Source organism: Serratia sp. G204Y (assembly GCF_051172435.1).
Taxonomy (GTDB): domain Bacteria; phylum Pseudomonadota; class Gammaproteobacteria; order Enterobacterales; family Enterobacteriaceae; genus Serratia; species Serratia sarumanii.
The window spans coordinates 137469-155663 of sequence record NZ_JBPIZA010000004.1 but is presented as its reverse complement, the minus strand read 5'-3'; the positions used below and the strand labels follow the sequence as shown (position 1 = coordinate 155663).

Here is an 18195-nt window from a genome sequence, read left to right as displayed (position 1 = left end):
GGAATGAAGATTGCGGGGCGGTGTGAGCTCTGTCAAAGTATTGCCCTCACTCCGGAGGGATCATGGTTCTGCAATCCACGCGTTGGCTCGCGCTCAGTTATTTCACCTACTTCTTTTCCTATGGCATCTTCTTACCGTTCTGGGGCGTGTGGCTGAAAGGCGAGGGCATCGCGCCCGAAACCATCGGCATGCTGCTCGGCGCCGGCTTGGTGGCCCGCTTCCTCGGCAGCTTACTGATTGCACCCCGCGTTAAAGATCCCTCTCATTTAGTCTCCGCCCTGCGCCTGCTGGCGCTGCTGACCCTGGCCTTTGCGGTCGGTTTCTGTTTCGGCAACGGCTGGGGTTGGCTGATGCTGGTGATAGCGGGTTTCAACCTGTTCTTCTCGCCGCTGGTGCCGCTGACCGACGCGTTGGCCGCCACCTGGCAAAAGCAGATCCGTATGGACTACGGCCGGGTGCGGCTGTGGGGCTCGCTGGCGTTCGTCATCGGCTCGGCGCTGACCGGGCAGCTGGTAGCGGTATGGGGCCATAACGCCATTCTCTACAGCCTGATCTTCAGCGTGCTGGCGATGCTGCTGGGCATGCTGTTGAAGCCGAGCGTCATGCCGCAGGGCGAAGCGCGCGCGCGCAGCGGAACCGAACGTTCGCTGTGGGCGCTGCTGAAAGAAGGGCCGGTCTGGCGCTTCCTGCTGTGCGTCACGCTGCTGCAAGGGGCGCACGCCGGCTACTACAGCTTCGGCTCCATTTACTGGCAGGAGGCCGGCTATTCGGCCTCGACCATCGGCTATCTGTGGTCGCTGGGCGTGGTGGCGGAGGTGATTATTTTCGCCAGCAGCAACGTGCTGTTCCGCCGCTGGAATGCGCGCAACCTGCTGTTGCTCTCCGCCTGCTGTGGCGTGTTGCGCTGGAGCCTGATGGCCTACAGCACCGAGCTGGGCTGGCTGCTGCTGATCCAGATCCTGCACTGCGGCACTTTCACCGTCTGCCATTTGGCGGCGATGCGCTTTATCGCCGCGCGTCAGGGGCAAGAGGTGATCCAACTGCAGGCGGTGTATTCGGCGCTGGCGATGGGCGGCGGCATCGCCGTCATGACGGTCATTGCCGGGTTCCTGTTCGAACATTGGCAGGGCGGGGTATTCTGGGTGATGGCGGCGGTCGCGGTGCCGGCCTTGTTCATCCGGCCGCCGGCGGTCAGCGTCAGCCGCTGATTAAGGGGCTTCCAGCAGCGCACGGATCGCCTGGCGCTGCCGGGTTTCCAGCGGTAGTTCGGTATAGATCAGCGGCGGGTGCGGATCGCTGTGCACCGCCGCATAAGGGGTGATCACCAGCGTGACGCCCTGCGGCGCTCCGCCGCGCAGATAGTCGCTCAGCGGCAGGTACTTGATGTTCAGCGGCAATAGCGTGAGCTCGCGGATCTGATATTCCACTTCCTCTTCCAGCTGCGGGTTGTCCAGCGTCAGTAGCAGCACCTGCTTTTCCTGCAGCGCGTTGTCCTGCATCAGCCAGGCGCCGAAGCTGATGGCCACCAGACCCGCCTCCTCGTTGGAAAAATGCACGCCGTACTCCTGCTCCAGCGGTTTCAGCGCTTCCTGCGTGGTGCGCATCAGCCGCGGGTATTTGCGCACCACTTCTTCCAGCAGCATATTGTCGATGCCGATGGCGAAACGGCAGCGCTCCAGCGCCGGCGCCAGATGGGCGAACAGCTGGCTGACCAGCTCCGCCTTGCTGCTGAAGGCCATGCCGGAAAGTTGCTGGAAGCGCTCGACCATGCTGTCGATCGCCACCATCAATCTCCGCTCTTGCGCTGAGTCGTTGCTGTGGTAGCTGTGATTTTTCAACATGGTAAACGTCAGCGCCAAAAAATCGCGCTCGTCTGCCTGCGGCGGCTGGTTAAACAGCCGGTTGCAGGCCTGATGCAGCCAGGCGGCGGCTTGCTGTTCCGGCTTTTTCCGCAGCCAGTCGCGTTGAACCGCGTCGAAACGCGGATGCTGCTGCAGGCGATTTTGCCAGGCGTAGTAGAGCAGGTAATGCTGCAGGAATTGGCGGTCGCGCGCATCGAAGTGGCGGCTGAGCAGCGGCTCGCAGGCGTCGATCGCCTCTGTCAGCGCAGACGCCGGGGAGGCATCGGTCGCCAGCGCTTGCCGCAGGCGCGGGGCGAAATCGCCTTCGACAAACCGCGGGCTGCAGCGCAGGGCCCGCCGCAGCCAGTGGATGAGGCACAGGCGTTGGTCGAGCACGCTGCCCCGCAGTTGGTAGCCATGGTCGGGATCGACGGCGATCTCCAGGTGATGGAAACGCTGGATTTCACTGGCCACCTCGGCTATATCTTGCCGGGTTATCGGGGGGGCGACGCCGTTGATTCGGCTTAGGGTCTCCAGCTGTAACTCGGGCTCCGGCGTGTACAGCATCAGCAGCAGATGGCAGCGCCGTTGTTGTCCGGAGAGCTCGGGCACGGGAGAGGTGTCCAGGCTCATTATCACCTTCCGGCATAAAAGGTTGCGATTATGCCTAAGCATAGCAAAAGGCTTTGTGACGGCAGGATTACCGCGCGGCTTTTACTTCGGCTTACAACTTTCGTCACAAATATCGCCGGGAGAGGCGGGCCGTCAGGCATCTATTTGTGTTACATTATAACAAATGCAGGTAAGACAGGATAATGATGAAGTTACGTCGTCTTTTGGCTGCCTTCGGCGCCGTGTTCAGCGCCGGTGCGATCGCTCATCCGCACAGCTTTATCGACATGAATACCACCTTCGTCGCCAAAGACCAGCGGCTGGTCGGCCTGAAAATGGTGTGGGTGATGGATGAAATCACCTCGGCGGATCTGCTCTACGATGCGAAAAACGCCAAGAGCGATTCGGAAGTGTGGAAAAAACTGGCGGCGGAAGTGATGGCCAACGTGCTGGGGCAGCACTATTTCACCGATCTTTACCGCGACGGCAAACCGGTGAAATACCTGAACTTGCCCAGCGAATATCACCTGTCGCGCCAGGGCAACCAGGCGGTGCTGGAGTTCGTGCTGCCGTTGGCCGAGCCGCAGCCGCTGGCGGGCAAGCCGTTCGAACTTTCTACTTACGATCCGACTTATTTCGTGGATATGACCTATAAAGACCAAAATGCGCTGCATCTGCCGCCGGAGATGGCGCAGCTGTGCAGCTACAAGCTGATGACGCCGAAGCCGAATGCGTCGCTGCAGGCCTATGCGCTGTCGCTCGACAAGAACGACTCGCCCGGTGAAGACCTGGCGCTGGGGCAGCAGTTCGCCCAGCGGGTGACGCTGCAATGTCGTTAAATCTCTCGCAACCGACGACGAGCCGGCGCCACTGGGCCTTCGGCCTGTGGCCGCTGCTGCCGTTCACGCTGGCGCTGGCGGCCGCCGCGCTGCTGGCGTGGCACTATTGGCCGCAGCTGCTGATGCAGAGCGTGGTATGGCAAAAAGCGCTGCACCAGCAGATGGCGGGGCTGTTGCAGCAGGTGAAGGCCGCGCCGCAGCAGGCCGGGCTGGCGCTGATGCTGTTCAGCCTCGGCTATGGCGTCTTGCATGCGCTCGGCCCCGGCCACGGCAAAGTGGTGATCGCCACCTACCTGGCCACCCATCCGGCGCGGCTGAAAAGCAGCCTGAAGCTGACCTTCGCCGCCTCGCTGGTGCAGGGCGGGGTAGCGATCGCGCTGGTCACGCTGATGCTGGTGGTATTGCAGCTCTCTTCGCGCCAGCTGCACCAAAGCAGCTTCTGGCTGGAAAAGGGCAGCTTTATTCTGGTGATGCTGCTTGGCGTGCTGCTGAGTTGGCGCGCGCTGAAACGCCTGTTTGCGGCGATCAAGGCGATGAGCCCGGCGCCGGCGCTGCGCATCAACAGCCTGACGCCGCTGGCGGCGGATCATGTGCACAGCGCCAATTGCGGCTGCGGCCACCGGCATCTGCCGAGCGACAGCGAGCTGCAGGCGGGAAGCGACTGGCGCACTCAGGCCGCCATCGTGCTGGCGATGGGCATGCGCCCCTGTTCGGGGGCGATTTTGGTGCTGCTGTTCTCCAAAGTGATCGGCGTGTTCGGCTGGGGAGTGATCTCCGCGCTGGCGATGGCGTTCGGCACCTCGTTGACCATCTCGATGCTGGCGCTGCTGGTACATTACAGCCGCCGGCTGGCGGTGCGCCTCAGCCGTTCGCGCGCGCCCGCCGCCTGGAGCGCGGTGGCCTGGGGGGCGTTGGCGCTGGCCGGCGGCCTGATCCTGCTGGCCGCCGGGCTGTTGCTGTACGTCAGCGCGCAGCCGGAATTCGGCGGCGGCATCCGTCCCTTCTCCCGCTAACGGGCATAAAAAAAGCGCTGCATCGGCAGCGCTTTTTTCGATTCGCTTCTGGCGATTAACGCTTCAGCGCTTCGCTCAGTTCTTCACGCATGGTGGCCAGCATGGCTTTCACTACGCGCGGGTTGCCTGCCACCACGTTGCCGGAGCTGAAGTGGTTGTGGCCGCCGACGAAGTCGGTCACCAGGCCGCCGGCTTCACGCACCAGCAGTTCGCCCGCGGCGAAATCCCACGGCTTCAGGCCGATTTCGAAGAAACCGTCTACGCGGCCGGCGGCCACATAGGCCAGATCCAGCGCCGCGGAACCGGTGCGGCGGAAGTCTGCGCACTGGGTGAACAGCTTGCCGACGATGTTGATGTAAGGCGTTGCGTGCTGTTTGACCTTGAACGGGAAGCCGGTCGCCAGGATGGTGCCATCCAGATCTTTGGCGTTGGTGCCGCGCAGGCGGTAGCCGTTGAGCTGTGCGCCCTGGCCGCGAGTGGCGGTGAACAGTTCGTTGCGCATCGGATCGTAAACCACGGCCACTTCAGTACGGCCTTTGATGCGTACGGCGATGGAAACGGAGAAATGAGGGAAACGTTTGATGAAGTTTGCCGTGCCATCCAGTGGATCGATCACCCATTGCACATCGCGATCTTCGCCGATCAGCTCACCGCGTTCTTCGCTCACGATACTGTGTTGCGGATAAGACTTGCGGATGACGTCGATGATCAGATGCTCTGCATCGCGATCGACGTTGGTGACGAAGTCATTGGTCCCTTTCTGGCTCGCTTCTACAGCGTCCGGGGTTTCGTAGTTTTTGGCAATCAGGTTACCGGCCTTGCGCGCAGCGCGCACGGCGATAGTCAGCATCGGATGCATGGGTATCTTCCAACTAGGATGTTAAAGAACAGGAAACGGCGCGAAGTATAGCAGCTGTTCGGCAAATTGCCTATGGCTGTGTTAAGATGCTGCGATTTTCCGCCACGCTCAGAGTTTGTATGCTGCACAATATCCGCATTGTTCTGGTAGAGACTTCACATACCGGCAACATGGGCTCGACCGCCAGAGCCATGAAAACCATGGGTTTAACCAACCTTTATCTGGTTAATCCGCTGATCAAACCCGATTCTCAGGCCATCGCCCTGGCCGCCGGCGCCAGCGACGTGATCGGCAACGCCACTATCGTCGACACCCTCGATGACGCCATCGCCGGCTGTAGCCTGGTGGTGGGCACCAGCGCCCGTTCTCGCACCTTGCCGTGGCCGATGCTGGAGCCGCGTGAATGCGGCGTGCGCGCGGTGCACGAGGGCGAGCACGCGCCGGTGGCGCTGGTGTTCGGCCGCGAACGCGTCGGGCTGACCAACGATGAATTGCAGAAGTGCCACTACCACGTCGCCATTCCGGCCAACCCGGACTACAGCTCGCTGAACCTGGCGATGGCGGTGCAGATCCTGGCGTATGAAGTGCGCGTGGCTTACCTCGATCGCCAACAGGCGGGCGCGCCGCAGCTGGAAGAGACGCCGTACCCGCTGGTGGACGACCTCGAGCGTTTCTATCAGCACCTGGAGCAGACGCTGCAGCGCACCGGCTTTATTCGCCCGTCCCATCCGGGCCAGGTGATGAGCCGCCTGCGTCGGCTGTTCACCCGCGCGCGCCCGGAAGGGCAGGAGCTGAATATCCTGCGCGGCATGCTGACGTCGATCGAGAAACAGGATAAACATCAAGGTAATTAATTGATGTGGCATAGCGGCGGGTGACAATAGTATTAGTTATCCAAAGGTTATAACATGTATTTTATATACCTTTGTTCTTGCTAAGTTCAAAACGTGCTAATACTTGAGTCAATTACTAGGTTAAATAGTTGACTGTTTTACTCAGGAATGTCAGACTTTCGGCCATATTTGACCAACAGGTAACCATTGAGCTATGAGACTGACATCCAAAGGCCGTTATGCCGTAACCGCTATGCTCGACGTAGCGCTGCATTCCCAGGAAGGGCCGGTGCCACTGGCGGACATTTCCGAACGCCAGGGTATTTCGCTCTCTTATCTGGAACAATTATTCTCCCGTCTGCGCAAGAATGGCCTGGTGGCCAGCGTGCGCGGCCCGGGCGGTGGTTATCTGCTGGGTAAAGACGCGGGTGAGATCGCCGTTGGCGCTGTCATCACTGCCGTCGATGAATCGGTAGATGCAACCCGGTGCCAGGGCAAAGAAGGCTGTCAGGGCGGCGATCGCTGCTTGACCCACGCCCTGTGGCGCGATCTGAGCGAGCGCATCAGCGGGTTCCTGAACAACATTACGCTGGCAGAACTGGTCAACAACCAGGAAGTGCTGGTGGTGGCGGATCGTCAAAACAACGATACGCGCCGCACGGCCAACGGTCGTCCGCAAGAAACTATCAACGTTAATCTGCGCGCATAAGCAGCTGGCGAAATTATTTTAGTTTTTGGAAGTGATGTACGGAGCACAAGAGCAATGAAATTACCGATTTATCTGGATTACTCAGCAACGACGCCGGTTGACCCGCGCGTTGCTGAGAAGATGATGCAGTTTTTGACCCTGGACGGCACTTTCGGCAACCCGGCTTCCCGTTCCCACCGTTTCGGTTGGCAGGCGGAAGAGGCGGTAGACATCGCCCGTAACCAAATTGCCGAACTGGTGGGCGCCGACCCACGCGAAATCGTCTTCACCTCCGGGGCGACCGAATCCGACAACCTGGCGATCAAAGGTGCTGCCAATTTCTACCAGAAAAAAGGCAAGCACATCATCACCAGCAAAACCGAACACAAAGCCGTGCTGGACACCTGCCGTCAGCTGGAGCGCGAAGGGTTCGAAGTGACCTATCTGGCGCCGCAGAGCAACGGCATCATCAGCCTGCAGGATCTCGAAGCGGCGCTGCGCGATGACACCATTCTGGTCTCCATCATGCACGTCAATAACGAAATCGGCGTGGTGCAGGACATCGAAGCGATCGGCGAAATGTGCCGCGCGCGCGGTATCATCTACCACGTTGACGCTACCCAGAGCGTGGGCAAACTGCCTATCGATCTGAGCAAGCTGAAAGTCGATCTGATGTCGTTCTCCGGCCACAAAATCTATGGCCCGAAAGGCATCGGCGCGCTGTACGTGCGCCGCAAGCCGCGCATCCGCATCGAAGCGCAGATACACGGCGGCGGTCACGAGCGCGGCATGCGCTCCGGCACCCTGCCTGTCCACCAGATCGTCGGCATGGGCGAAGCTTACCGCATCGCCAAAGAAGAGATGACCGAAGAGATGGCGCGTCTGCGCACCCTGCGCGATCGTCTGTGGAACGGCGTGAAAGATATGGAAGAAGTGTATCTGAACGGCGATCTGGAGCACGGCGCACCGAACATCCTGAACGTCAGCTTCAACTACGTTGAAGGCGAGTCGCTGATCATGGCGCTGAAAGACCTGGCCGTTTCCTCCGGTTCAGCCTGTACCTCCGCCAGCCTCGAGCCGTCCTACGTGCTGCGCGCGCTGGGCATGAGCGATGAATTGGCGCACAGCTCGATCCGTTTCTCCCTGGGGCGTTTCACCACGGAAGAAGAGATCGACTACACCATTCAACTGGTGCGTAAATCCATCGGCCGTCTGCGCGATCTGTCTCCGCTGTGGGAGATGTTCAAGCAGGGCGTGGACATCAACAGCATCGAATGGGCGCATCATTAATTCTCAGGTTTCAGGAGCAAGGTCATGGCTTACAGCGAAAAAGTAATCGATCATTATGAAAACCCGCGCAACGTGGGTTCTTTCGACAACGAAGATCCTACCGTCGGCAGCGGCATGGTAGGGGCACCGGCTTGCGGCGACGTCATGAAGCTGCAAATCAAGGTTAACGATGAAGGCATCATCGAAGACGCGCGCTTTAAAACTTACGGCTGCGGTTCCGCCATCGCCTCCAGCTCGCTGGTGACCGAATGGATGAAAGGCAAGTCGCTCGATCAGGCTGAAGCGATCAAAAACACCCAGATCGCCGAAGAGCTGGAATTGCCGCCGGTCAAAATTCACTGCTCGATCCTGGCTGAAGACGCCATCAAAGCAGCGATTGCCGACTATAAGAGCAAGCATAGCGCCGAGTAATTTGTCTGAGTCGGCCCGGCCACGCCGGGCTTTGATTTGAAGTGTGAGGTTGTGATGTCTATTACCATGAGCGACAGCGCTGCGCAGCGTGTTCAGGCGTTTTTGACGAACCGCGGCAAGGGTCTCGGCCTGCGTCTGGGAGTGCGAACTTCCGGCTGCTCCGGAATGGCCTACGTGCTGGAATTTGTTGACGAAGCCAACGATGACGACATCGTGTTTGAAGACAAAGGCATCAAGGTGATCATCGACGGCAAGAGCCTGGTTTACCTTGACGGCACCGAGCTTGATTTCGTTAAGGAAGGCCTGAACGAAGGCTTCAAGTTCAACAACCCGAACGTCTCAAGCGAATGCGGCTGCGGCGAGAGTTTCAACGTCTGACAGTCCATCGTGCTCCCCCGTTTCGGCGGGGGAACTTCATCCGCTAACGCCCAGAGCACGCTATGGATTACTTTACTTTATTCGGGCTGCCAGTTCGCTACACCGTGGACGGCAGCCTGCTTGCGTCCCGCTTCCAGGATCTGCAGCGCCAATTTCACCCCGATCGTTTCGCCAACCAGCCGGAGCGCGAACGCCTGATGGCGTTGCAGCAGGCGGCGACCATCAACGAAGCCTACCAGTCGCTGAAGCACCCGTTAAAACGCGCGGAGTATATGCTATCTTTGCACGGCTTCGAGCTGGGCAACGAACAGCATACGATGCGCGACACCGCGTTCCTGATGGAACAGCTGGAGCTGCGCGAAGAGCTCGACGCCATTGAGCGCAAGCCGGAGGCGGAAAGCCTGCTGGCCGATTTCGGCGCGCGGCTGGCTGTCTCCATCAAACAGCGCAGCGCGCTGATGCTGCAGCAGCTGGACGGCGAGCTGTGGGCGGACGCCGCCGACACCGTGCGCAAGCTGCGCTTTTTGGACAAACTCCAGCAACAGGTTGAACAACTCGAAGAAAAACTGCTGGGTTTTGAGTAACACCTTCTGATTCTGATTGTGGAAGCTTCAACATGGCCTTATTACAAATTAGTGAGCCTGGCCTCAGCGCCGCGCCGCACCAGCGACGTCTGGCCGCCGGCATCGACTTAGGCACCACCAACTCGCTGGTCGCCACGGTGCGCAGCGGGCAAGCGGAAACGCTGGCCGACGAACAGGGCCGCCATTTGCTGCCTTCGGTGGTGCATTATCAGGCGGATGCGCAGCGCGTCGGCTGGGAGGCGCGCCAACAGGCGGCGCAGGATCCGGCCAATACCGTCAGCTCCATCAAGCGCATGATGGGCCGCTCGTTGGCGGACGTGCAGCAACGTTACCCGAACCTGCCGTATCAATTCCAGGCCAGCGACAACGACCTGCCGCTGATCGTCACCGCCGGCGGCCCGGTTAACCCGGTCGGCGTCTCCGCCGATATCCTGCGGGCCCTGTCCGCGCGCGCGCAAGCGGCGCTGGAAGGGGAGCTGGATGGCGTGGTGATCACCGTTCCCGCCTACTTCGACGACGCGCAGCGCCAGGGCACCAAAGACGCGGCGCGTCTGGCCGGCCTGCATGTCCTGCGCCTGCTGAACGAACCGACCGCGGCGGCGATCGCCTACGGGCTGGACTCCGGCCAGGAAGGGGTGATCGCGGTTTACGATCTGGGCGGCGGCACCTTTGATATCTCCATTCTGCGCCTCAGCCGCGGCGTGTTCGAAGTGCTGGCCACGGGCGGCGATTCCGCGCTGGGCGGCGACGACTTCGATCACCTGCTGGCCGACTGGCTGCGCGAGCAGGCCGGCGTGGCCGATCGCAGCGACCACGGCGTGCAGCGCCAGCTGCTGGACGCCGCCATCGCCGCTAAAATCGCGTTGAGCGATGCCGACAGCGTGCGCGTCGAGGTGGCCGGCTGGCAGGGCGAGGTGACCCGCGCCCAGTTCGAAGCGCTGATCGCCCCGCTGGTGAAACGCACGCTGATGGCCTGCCGCCGCGCGCTGAAAGACGCCGGCGTCGCCGCCGACGAGGTGCTGGAAGCGGTGATGGTCGGCGGTTCCACCCGCGTGCCGCTGGTGCGTGAGCAGGTGGGCGCCTTCTTCGGCCGCACGCCGCTGACGTCGATCGATCCGGATAAAGTGGTCGCCATCGGCGCCGCGATCCAGGCCGACATTCTGGTGGGCAACAAGCCGGACAGCGACATGCTGCTGCTGGACGTGATCCCGCTGTCGCTGGGCCTCGAAACCATGGGCGGTCTGGTGGAGAAAGTGATCCCGCGCAACACCACCATTCCGGTGGCGCGCGCGCAGGAATTCACCACCTTTAAAGACGGCCAGAGCGCGATGATGATCCACGTGCTGCAGGGCGAGCGCGAGCTGGTGCAGGACTGCCGTTCGCTGGCGCGTTTCACGCTGCGCGGCCTGCCGCCGCTGCCTGCCGGGGGCGCGCACATTCGCGTCACCTTCCAGGTGGATGCCGACGGTCTGCTGAGCGTCACCGCGATGGAGAAATCCACCGGCGTCGAAGCTTCGATCCAGGTGAAACCGTCTTACGGCCTGTCGGACAGCGAAATCGCCGGCATGATCAAGGATTCGATGGCCAACGCGCAAAGCGACGTGGGCGCGCGCAAGCTGGCGGAGCAACGCGTGGAAGCCGCGCGGGTGCTGGAAAGCCTGCAGGGCGCGCTGGCCAGCGACGCCGCGCTGCTGAGCGAGGCGGAAAGCCAGGCGATCGCCGCCGCGACCCAGGCGTTGCAGCAGGCGGTGCAGGGTGAAGATCCCGCCGCTATCGAAGACGCCATCAAAACATTAGATGCACAAACGCAAGATTTTGCCGCGCGCCGCATGGACGCTTCCATTCGCCGCGCGCTGGCTGGCCATTCTGTGGATGAGGTTTAACCATGCCTAAAATTGTTTTCCTGCCCCATCAAGATCTTTGCCCGGAAGGGGCGGTTCTGGAAGCTGAAAAAGGGGAGTCGATCCTCAACGTTGCGCTGCGCAACGGCATTGAAATCGAGCACGCCTGCGAGAAATCCTGCGCCTGCACCACCTGCCACTGCATCGTGCGTGAAGGCTTCGATTCGCTGGAAGAGAGCAGCGAGCTGGAAGACGACATGCTGGACAAGGCCTGGGGGCTGGAGCCGGAAAGCCGCCTGAGCTGCCAGGCGCTGGTCGCCGACGAAGATCTGGTGGTCGAAATGCCGCGCTACACCGTCAACCACGCGCGTGAGCATTAATTGTTAGCCGCAGCGCCAACCCGGAGATCATAATGGGACTGAAGTGGACCGACAGCCGAGAAATCGGCGAAGACCTGTACGACCAATACCCGGACACCGATCCGAAAACCGTGCGTTTTACCGACATGCATCAGTGGATCTGCGATCTGGAAGAGTTCGACGACGATCCGCAGGCTTCCAACGAAAAAATACTGGAAGCGATCCTGCTGGTCTGGTTAGATGAAGCGGAGTAAATAGCGTAACGGGCTGCCATGGGTGGCCCGTTTATTTTGTATCCGACATACCCGTCGTCTTTCAAACCGCAGCGTTGTTACCTGCACGTAGTTACGTGGCCCATCCGTGGGCCACGCCCCAAGGGGCCGCTGCGAGCAGCGTTCAAATCTGCTCCCGGCAGATTTGTCTTACCCCAGTCACTTACCTGAGTAAGCTCCTGGGGATGAGATCGCTGGGCGCCTAGCTGCAATTTGAAATCCATAGGGTATGCAATAAAGCCCTAATGAAATAATAAAGGGAACATCCGGAGTAAGAAGGCTATGACAACAGAATTCATGCAGGTCACGCTGTCGCAACAACCTGCCGACGCCCGTTGGGGCGAAAAAGCGCTGCTCAGCACCAACGGCGAAGGGATGACCATCCACCTGACCGGCGCCGACAAGCTGGGCGCGATCCAGCGTGCGGGCCGCAAAATTGACGGTCAGGGCATCAAAAACGTCAAGCTGGCCGGCGACGGTTGGGACTTGGAAAACAGCTGGGCGTTTTGGCAGGGTTACCGCGGGCCGAAAGGGCAGCGCAACGTCGAATGGGCCGAGCTGCCGGAAGCCGCGCGTCAGGAGCTGGATAAGCGCCTGAAGATCGTTGACTGGGTGCGCGACACCATCAACATGCCGGCGGAAGAGCTGGGGCCAGAGCAACTGGCGACCCGCGCCGTCGATCTGATGTGCGACGTCGGCTGCGATGCCGTCAGCTACCGCATCACCAAGGGCGAAGATCTGCGCGAGCAGAACTATGCCGGCATCCACACCGTCGGCCGCGGCTCCGAGCGCCCACCGGTGCTGCTGGCGCTGGACTTCAACCCGACCGGTAACCCGGACGCGCCGGTGTTCGCCTGCCTGGTCGGCAAGGGCATCACCTTCGATACCGGCGGTTATAGCCTGAAACAGAGCGCCTTTATGGATTCGATGAAGGCTGACATGGGCGGCGCGGCCACCATCACCGGCGCCCTGGCGTTGGCGGCGGCGCGCGGCCTGAAGCAGCGCGTGAAGCTGTACCTGTGCTGCGCCGACAACATGGTCAGCGGCAACGCTTTCAAACTGGGCGACATCATTCGCTACCGCAACGGCAAAACCGTTGAGGTGATGAACACCGATGCGGAAGGGCGCCTGGTGTTGGCCGACGGCCTGATCGACGCTTCTGAGCAGAACCCGCAGCTGATTATCGACTGCGCCACCCTGACCGGCGCGGCCAAAACTGCGGTCGGCAACGATTACCATGCGCTGTTCAGCTTCGACGACGCGCTGGCGCAGGAGCTGCTGAGCAGCGCCGCCGCCGAGCAAGAGCCGTTCTGGCGTCTGCCGCTGGCCGAGTTCCACCGCAGCCAGCTGCCGTCCAACTTCGCCGAGCTGAACAACGTGGCCGGCCCGGCCTACACCGCCGGCGCCAGCACCGCGGCGGCCTTCCTGTCGCACTTCGTCAAGAATTACCAGCAAGGCTGGCTGCACATCGACTGTTCCGCCACCTACCGCAAAGGCGCGGTGGAGCAGTGGTCGGCCGGCGCGACCGGTTTGGGCGTGCGTACCCTGGCCAATCTGCTGCTGAGCAAAGCCAAATAATTGAACGCCCGCCGCGTCGGGCGCTAGAATGCGCATTATCTTCGGGGCCCAGCATGCTGGGCCTCGTTATTTGATCCCTGGAGTTTGCCATGAGTGCCCATCATCACGATGCCGCCCCGAGCGAGAACGAACTTGAACGCCTGCTGAAGCTGGCGGTGACGGAGCCGGCCCACCGCCCGGCGTTCTTCCGTGAATTGCTCGACGCCACGGTGCTGATCCTCGGCGACAGCGAGCAGGTGCAGCAGGACGGCGACATCGCGCTGAACGCGGATACGCCGGTCAATATCCAGCATTGGGAGAAGCAGGACGGCGGCAGCATCATTCCGTTCTTCACCTCGCTGGAGGCATTGCAGAAGGCCGTTGAGGACGAACAGCCGTTTATCGCTATGCCGGCGCGGGTGCTGTTCGAAATCACCCAGGGCGCTGATCTGTTCCTCAACCCGAAGGCGGAATACGGCAAGGAGTTCTATCCGGAAGAGGTGGCGATGCTGCTGGCGACCGGCGGCATTGTCAAACCGGTGGAGCATTACGTCGACAAAGAGACCCAAATCCTGCTGGGGCAGCCCGAAGAGTATCCGTCGGCGATGGTGGATGCGTTGACCACGCTGTTCAGCCAGCGCAAGCCGGTGCGCCGCGCGTTTCTGGCGCTGATGCACGACCAGGCGGCGGACGAGAAGCCGAATTTGCTGATCGGGCTGGAAGTGGACGCCGAGTCGGCGGAGATCGAGGCGTTGATCAACGAGGCCGGCAGCGTCGCCAGCGAAACGGCGCCGAACGACGAACCGGTGGATTTCTGCCTGGTGTCGGAGAAAGAGCGCGGTATCAGCCACTATCTGATCTCCCATACGCAGCCGTTTTATCAGCGCCGCTGGGGCAGCTGGCTGCGCAATTTGATCCCGTCTACCGACAAGACCCAGTAGCGCCGCCACGTTGTCGAAAATGGCCCATGAAGATCATATTTTTTTAATGAAATGTTGATTTTCCCGTAGGCAAGCGTTAACGGCGCACATATAATCTGCGCCACTTGAGAAGGCCGGCAACATTGCAGACCGGCCTGTTTTGGAAGTCATACAGAGGCCATCATGACCGTAGAACGTACCTTTTCCATCGTTAAACCAAACGCTGTAGCCAACAACGACATCGGCGCTATCTATGCGCGTTTCGAGCGCGCCGGTTTCAAAATCATCGCCGCTAAAATGCTGCGTCTGACTCGCGAGCAAGCTGAAGGCTTCTACGCTGAGCACAAAGGCCGCCCATTCTTCGACGGTCTGGTTGAGTTCATGACCTCCGGCCCAATCATGGTGCAGGTTCTGGAATCTGAAAACGCCGTGCAGCGCAACCGCGACATCATGGGCGCAACCAACCCGGACAACGCGCTGGCCGGTACCCTGCGTGCCGACTACGCGGACAGCTTCACCGCTAACGCCGTGCACGGTTCCGACTCCGTTGAATCTGCTCAGCGCGAAATCGCTTACTTCTTCAACGAAAGCGAAATCTGCGCACGTTAATCGTGCCGTTTCTGAGCTGATAGCCAGGCATTCACCGGCTGAAACAATAAAAATGCCCTGAATGCCTTTCAGCCGTAGCCACCCGCTACTAAAATTTGTACAATGCCGCGCCCCTGATAAGACGACTTGTCAGGGGCGTGTTTTTAGTGCCGCCACCCGAATCATGCGGGCTGAAATGCACAACTTACTGTCCATTCTTTAGCGCCATAACGTGTAATAACGAGGCCAGAGATCATTATGTTAGAACCCATCACGTCCGAGCACACCGTGTCTGAAAATAATTCGCTGACTACCCCCTCCGTTAACGTGGAGCAACCGGCTGCGGCCAAAATCAACCTGCTGGACCTGAACCGCCAGCAAATGCGCGAGTTCTTCGCCGAAATGGGCGAGAAACCGTTCCGCGCCGATCAGGTGATGAAGTGGATTTACCACTACTGCTGCGACGATTTCGAGCAGATGACCGATATCAACAAAGTCCTGCGTGGCAAGCTGCAGCGCGTGGCGGAGATCCGCGCGCCGGAAGTGGCGGAAGAACAGCGTTCGGCCGACGGCACCATCAAGTGGGCGATTAAAGTCGGCGATCAGCAGGTCGAAACCGTGTATATCCCGGAAGCCGACCGCGCGACGCTGTGCGTCTCCTCGCAGGTAGGCTGCGCGTTGGAGTGTAAATTCTGTTCAACGGCGCAGCAGGGCTTCAACCGCAACCTGCGCGTGTCGGAAATCATTGGCCAGGTGTGGCGCGCGGCGAAAATCATCGGCGCGCTGAAGGTGACCGGCCAACGTCCGATCACCAACGTGGTGATGATGGGGATGGGCGAGCCGCTGCTCAACCTGAACAACGTGGTGCCGGCGATGGAAATCATGCTGGACGACTTCGGCTTTGGCCTGTCCAAACGCCGCGTGACCCTGTCTACCTCCGGCGTGGTGCCGGCGCTGGACAAGCTGGGCGACATGATCGACGTGGCGCTGGCGATCTCGCTGCATGCGCCGAACGACACCATCCGCGATGAGATCGTGCCGATCAACCGCAAGTACAACATCGAGACCTTCCTGTCCGCGGTGCGTCGCTATCTGGAAAAATCCAACGCCAACCAGGGCCGCGTGACCGTCGAGTACGTGATGCTGGATCATATCAACGACAGCACCGACGATGCGCATCAGCTGGCGGAAGTGCTGAAAGACACGCCGTGCAAGATCAACCTGATCCCATGGAACCCGTTCCCGGGCGCCCCTTACGGCCGCAGCTCCAACAGCCGGGTGGATCGTTTCTCCAAGGTGTTGATGGAATACGGCTTTACGACTATTGTTCGTAAAACCCGTGGTGACGATATCGACGCCGCCTGCGGGCAACTGGCGGGTGAAGTGATCGACCGTACCAAGCGTACCCTGAAGAAGAAAATGGCCGGGGAACCTATCAACGTACGGGCGGTCTGAATCCTATAGCACCATTTTTTGTTATCTAACAGCCTGTTATGCGAAAGCGTGTCGCTGGCGGGCGTTAGCTGACGGCCGATAAGGAAATGAATGCGGGCATGAAGCTGAAACTGTGGGGTGTGTGGCTGGCGGCCGGGTTGTTGGCCGGGTGTTCCGGTTCAGCGCCGGAAAAGGAAGCGCAAGTCTCTGAGGCGGGCCAGACGCGGTTGCAGCTGGGCCTGGAGTACCTGCAGCAAGGCGATATGAACGCCGCGCGCCAGAACCTGGAAAAGGCGCTGGACGCGGCCCCGCAGGATTACCGCACGCAGTTGGGCATGGCGCTCTATGAGCAGCGGATCGGTGAAAATGCCGCGGCCGAACAGCGTTATCGGCAGGCGCTCAAACTTGCGCCGGGCAATGGCACCGTATTGAATAATTACGGTGCGTTTCTTTGCGGTTTAGGGCAGTATGTACCGGCGCAACAGCAGTTTAGCGCTGCGGCGCTGGCGCCCGATTATGGCCAGGTCGCCGACAGCCTGGAAAACGCAGGTTACTGTTTTCTCAAGGCCGGACAAAACGATGAGGCGCGCACGCTGTTGAGCCGCGCGCTGAAAGTCGATCCGGACAAAGGCACTCCGCTGTTGGCGGAGGCCGAAAAGCAATTTGGAGAAGGGAAGCGCGCCCAGTCGCAACTTTTATTGGATGTTTATCAGCATGTTCTGCCGGCCAGCGCCAGCAGCTTATGGTTACAGATTCGTTTCGCCGCGTTAGCCGGCCGTCAGGATAGCGTTCAACGCTATGGCAAGCAGCTAGCGCGAAGTTTTCCACAATCCAAACAGTACCAGCAGTTCTTAGCTAATGAATACTGAAGCCTCCCAAGATAAAACCGTATCCATGACGACGGGCCAGCGCCTGCGTCAGGCCCGTGAGCAACTCGGGCTGAGCCAACAGACCGTTGCAGAACGCCTGTGTCTCAAAATGTCCACCGTGCGCGATATCGAGGAAGACAGCGTGTCCGCTGACCTCGCGTCCACCTTCGTGCGCGGCTACATCCGTTCCTACGCCAAGCTGGTGCATTTGCCGGAAGACGAACTGCTGCCGATGCTGGCCAAGCAGGCGCCGTTGAAGATGGCGAAAGTGGCGCCGATGCAAAGCTTCTCGCTGGGCAAGCGCCGCAAGAAACGCGACGGCTGGCTGATGAGCTTCACCTGGCTTATCGTGTTCGTGGTGATCGGCCTGACCGGCGCCTGGTGGTGGCAAAACCACAAGGCCCAGCAGGAAGAGATCGCCACCATGGCCGATCAGTCCTCCGCGCAGCTTTCGCAGAATAACGAAGGGCAGTCCGTGCCGCTGACCGACGGCAATGCCGACACCGGCACCAACGTGCCGTTGACCGACAACAGCGCCGCGCCGGCCGATACTGGCGCAGCGGCTCAGGCGCCGGCGGCGACCGCCCAGGCGCCGAGCGCGGCTCAGCAGCAGCCTGCCGTGGTGTCGCCAAGCCAGACCACCCTGCCGGAAACCGCGCCAGCGGCACAAGCGCCGTTGCCGACCGCCGATGCGGGCGTGGCTGCGCCAGCGGCCGATCCGAATGCGCTGGTAATGGATTTCTCCGCCGACTGCTGGCTGCAGGTGACCGACGCGAGCGGTAAGACGCTGTTCAGCGGCACCCAGAAGCAGGGCGGCAAGCTGAACCTGACCGGCACTGCGCCGTATAAACTGACCATCGGCGCGCCGGCGGCAGTTCAGATCCAGTATCAGGGTAAACCGGTTGATTTAAGCCGGTTCGTTAAGTCAAACCGTGTTGCTCGCCTGACCGTCGCCGCGCAGTAATCGCGCGGCACCGGTCGTGATGTCAGAGCAGCAATGGAGAGTA

At 60.7% G+C, this 18195-nt stretch carries 20 protein-coding genes; 18 read left to right on the top strand and 2 right to left on the bottom strand.

The genetic code is table 11. The features are described from left to right. Nucleotides 1-62 precede the first annotated feature (62 nt). Entirely contained in the window at nucleotides 63-1208 is a 1146-nt protein-coding gene (locus ACSBQQ_RS19040; protein ID WP_033648923.1) for a 3-phenylpropionate MFS transporter, read from the top strand. Here ACSBQQ_RS19040 and csiE read toward each other — a convergent pair whose 3' ends face one another. Next, nucleotides 1209-2474: a stationary phase inducible protein CsiE gene (gene csiE, locus ACSBQQ_RS19035; protein ID WP_033648922.1), complete on the bottom strand. Its 1266-nt coding sequence runs from the start codon at nucleotides 2472-2474 to the stop codon at nucleotides 1209-1211. It abuts the gene before it with no gap. 182 nt (nucleotides 2475-2656) lie between these two features. On the opposite strand from csiE, the gene ACSBQQ_RS19030 reads away from it, so the two are divergent. After that, nucleotides 2657-3292 (top strand): DUF1007 family protein, encoded by a 636-nt coding sequence (locus tag ACSBQQ_RS19030; RefSeq protein WP_033651572.1) that lies wholly within the window; start codon nucleotides 2657-2659, stop codon nucleotides 3290-3292. Then, a complete protein-coding gene (locus tag ACSBQQ_RS19025; RefSeq protein ID WP_060428978.1) occupies nucleotides 3283-4305 on the top strand; it encodes a nickel/cobalt transporter in 1023 nt (340 codons plus the stop codon). Before ACSBQQ_RS19030 ends, ACSBQQ_RS19025 begins: the two co-directional genes overlap by 10 nt. A 55-nt stretch (nucleotides 4306-4360) precedes the next feature. Here ACSBQQ_RS19025 and suhB read toward each other — a convergent pair whose 3' ends face one another. Further along, nucleotides 4361-5164 (bottom strand): inositol-1-monophosphatase, encoded by an 804-nt coding sequence (gene suhB, locus ACSBQQ_RS19020; RefSeq protein ID WP_004941400.1) that lies wholly within the window; start codon nucleotides 5162-5164, stop codon nucleotides 4361-4363. Nucleotides 5165-5283: 119 nt separating this feature from the next. Between suhB and trmJ the strand changes: the two genes are divergently transcribed. The 15 genes from trmJ to rodZ all read left to right on the top strand — a co-directional run bounded on the left by trmJ (nucleotide 5284) and on the right by rodZ (nucleotide 18152). Beyond that, nucleotides 5284-6018 (top strand): tRNA (cytosine(32)/uridine(32)-2'-O)-methyltransferase TrmJ, encoded by a 735-nt coding sequence (gene trmJ, locus ACSBQQ_RS19015; RefSeq protein WP_025303916.1) that lies wholly within the window; start codon nucleotides 5284-5286, stop codon nucleotides 6016-6018. Between the two features lie 193 nt (nucleotides 6019-6211). Next, nucleotides 6212-6706, top strand: a complete 495-nt coding sequence (gene iscR / locus ACSBQQ_RS19010; protein ID WP_004941404.1) for a Fe-S cluster assembly transcriptional regulator IscR — start codon at nucleotides 6212-6214, stop codon at nucleotides 6704-6706. A 54-nt stretch (nucleotides 6707-6760) separates the two neighbouring features. Then, entirely contained in the window at nucleotides 6761-7975 is a 1215-nt protein-coding gene (gene iscS / locus ACSBQQ_RS19005) for a cysteine desulfurase (protein WP_033654284.1), read from the top strand. A gap of 24 nt (nucleotides 7976-7999) precedes the next feature. Further along, on the top strand, nucleotides 8000-8386 hold the full coding sequence (gene iscU / locus ACSBQQ_RS19000; protein WP_033635600.1) for a Fe-S cluster assembly scaffold IscU: 387 nt from the start codon (nucleotides 8000-8002) through the stop codon (nucleotides 8384-8386). 54 nt (nucleotides 8387-8440) lie between these two features. Beyond that, nucleotides 8441-8764 carry an iron-sulfur cluster assembly protein IscA gene (gene iscA / locus ACSBQQ_RS18995; protein WP_004941410.1) on the top strand — a complete coding sequence of 108 codons (324 nt, stop codon included), beginning with the start codon at nucleotides 8441-8443 and terminating at the stop codon, nucleotides 8762-8764. Nucleotides 8765-8826: 62 nt separating this feature from the next. Continuing rightward, nucleotides 8827-9348, top strand: coding sequence for a co-chaperone HscB (gene hscB / locus ACSBQQ_RS18990; protein WP_033648919.1), 522 nt, complete (start codon nucleotides 8827-8829; stop codon nucleotides 9346-9348). 32 nt (nucleotides 9349-9380) lie between these two features. Then, nucleotides 9381-11231 carry a Fe-S protein assembly chaperone HscA gene (gene hscA, locus ACSBQQ_RS18985; protein WP_060428976.1) on the top strand — a complete coding sequence of 617 codons (1851 nt, stop codon included), beginning with the start codon at nucleotides 9381-9383 and terminating at the stop codon, nucleotides 11229-11231. A gap of 2 nt (nucleotides 11232-11233) precedes the next feature. After that, the gene (gene fdx / locus ACSBQQ_RS18980; RefSeq protein ID WP_004941417.1) at nucleotides 11234-11569 is read left to right on the top strand and encodes an ISC system 2Fe-2S type ferredoxin; all 336 of its coding nucleotides are present in this window, start codon (nucleotides 11234-11236) and stop codon (nucleotides 11567-11569) included. 32 nt (nucleotides 11570-11601) lie between these two features. Next, nucleotides 11602-11802, top strand: a complete 201-nt coding sequence (gene iscX / locus ACSBQQ_RS18975; protein WP_435013458.1) for a Fe-S cluster assembly protein IscX — start codon at nucleotides 11602-11604, stop codon at nucleotides 11800-11802. Nucleotides 11803-12102: 300 nt separating this feature from the next. Further along, nucleotides 12103-13398: an aminopeptidase PepB gene (gene pepB, locus ACSBQQ_RS18970; protein WP_033635597.1), complete on the top strand. Its 1296-nt coding sequence runs from the start codon at nucleotides 12103-12105 to the stop codon at nucleotides 13396-13398. 89 nt (nucleotides 13399-13487) lie between these two features. Further along, on the top strand, nucleotides 13488-14318 hold the full coding sequence (sseB, locus tag ACSBQQ_RS18965) for an enhanced serine sensitivity protein SseB (RefSeq protein WP_033648917.1): 831 nt from the start codon (nucleotides 13488-13490) through the stop codon (nucleotides 14316-14318). Nucleotides 14319-14480: 162 nt separating this feature from the next. After that, the gene (gene ndk, locus ACSBQQ_RS18960; RefSeq protein WP_004941424.1) at nucleotides 14481-14906 is read left to right on the top strand and encodes a nucleoside-diphosphate kinase; all 426 of its coding nucleotides are present in this window, start codon (nucleotides 14481-14483) and stop codon (nucleotides 14904-14906) included. Nucleotides 14907-15143: 237 nt separating this feature from the next. Then, the gene (locus tag ACSBQQ_RS18955) at nucleotides 15144-16340 is read left to right on the top strand and encodes a bifunctional tRNA (adenosine(37)-C2)-methyltransferase TrmG/ribosomal RNA large subunit methyltransferase RlmN (RefSeq protein WP_004941426.1); all 1197 of its coding nucleotides are present in this window, start codon (nucleotides 15144-15146) and stop codon (nucleotides 16338-16340) included. A gap of 98 nt (nucleotides 16341-16438) precedes the next feature. Continuing rightward, entirely contained in the window at nucleotides 16439-17188 is a 750-nt protein-coding gene (gene pilW / locus ACSBQQ_RS18950) for a type IV pilus biogenesis/stability protein PilW (protein ID WP_033648962.1), read from the top strand. After that, nucleotides 17178-18152 (top strand): cytoskeleton protein RodZ, encoded by a 975-nt coding sequence (rodZ, locus tag ACSBQQ_RS18945; RefSeq protein WP_060428974.1) that lies wholly within the window; start codon nucleotides 17178-17180, stop codon nucleotides 18150-18152. The genes pilW and rodZ overlap by 11 nt, the downstream gene beginning before the upstream one ends. The last annotated feature ends 43 nt before the right edge of the window (nucleotides 18153-18195 follow it).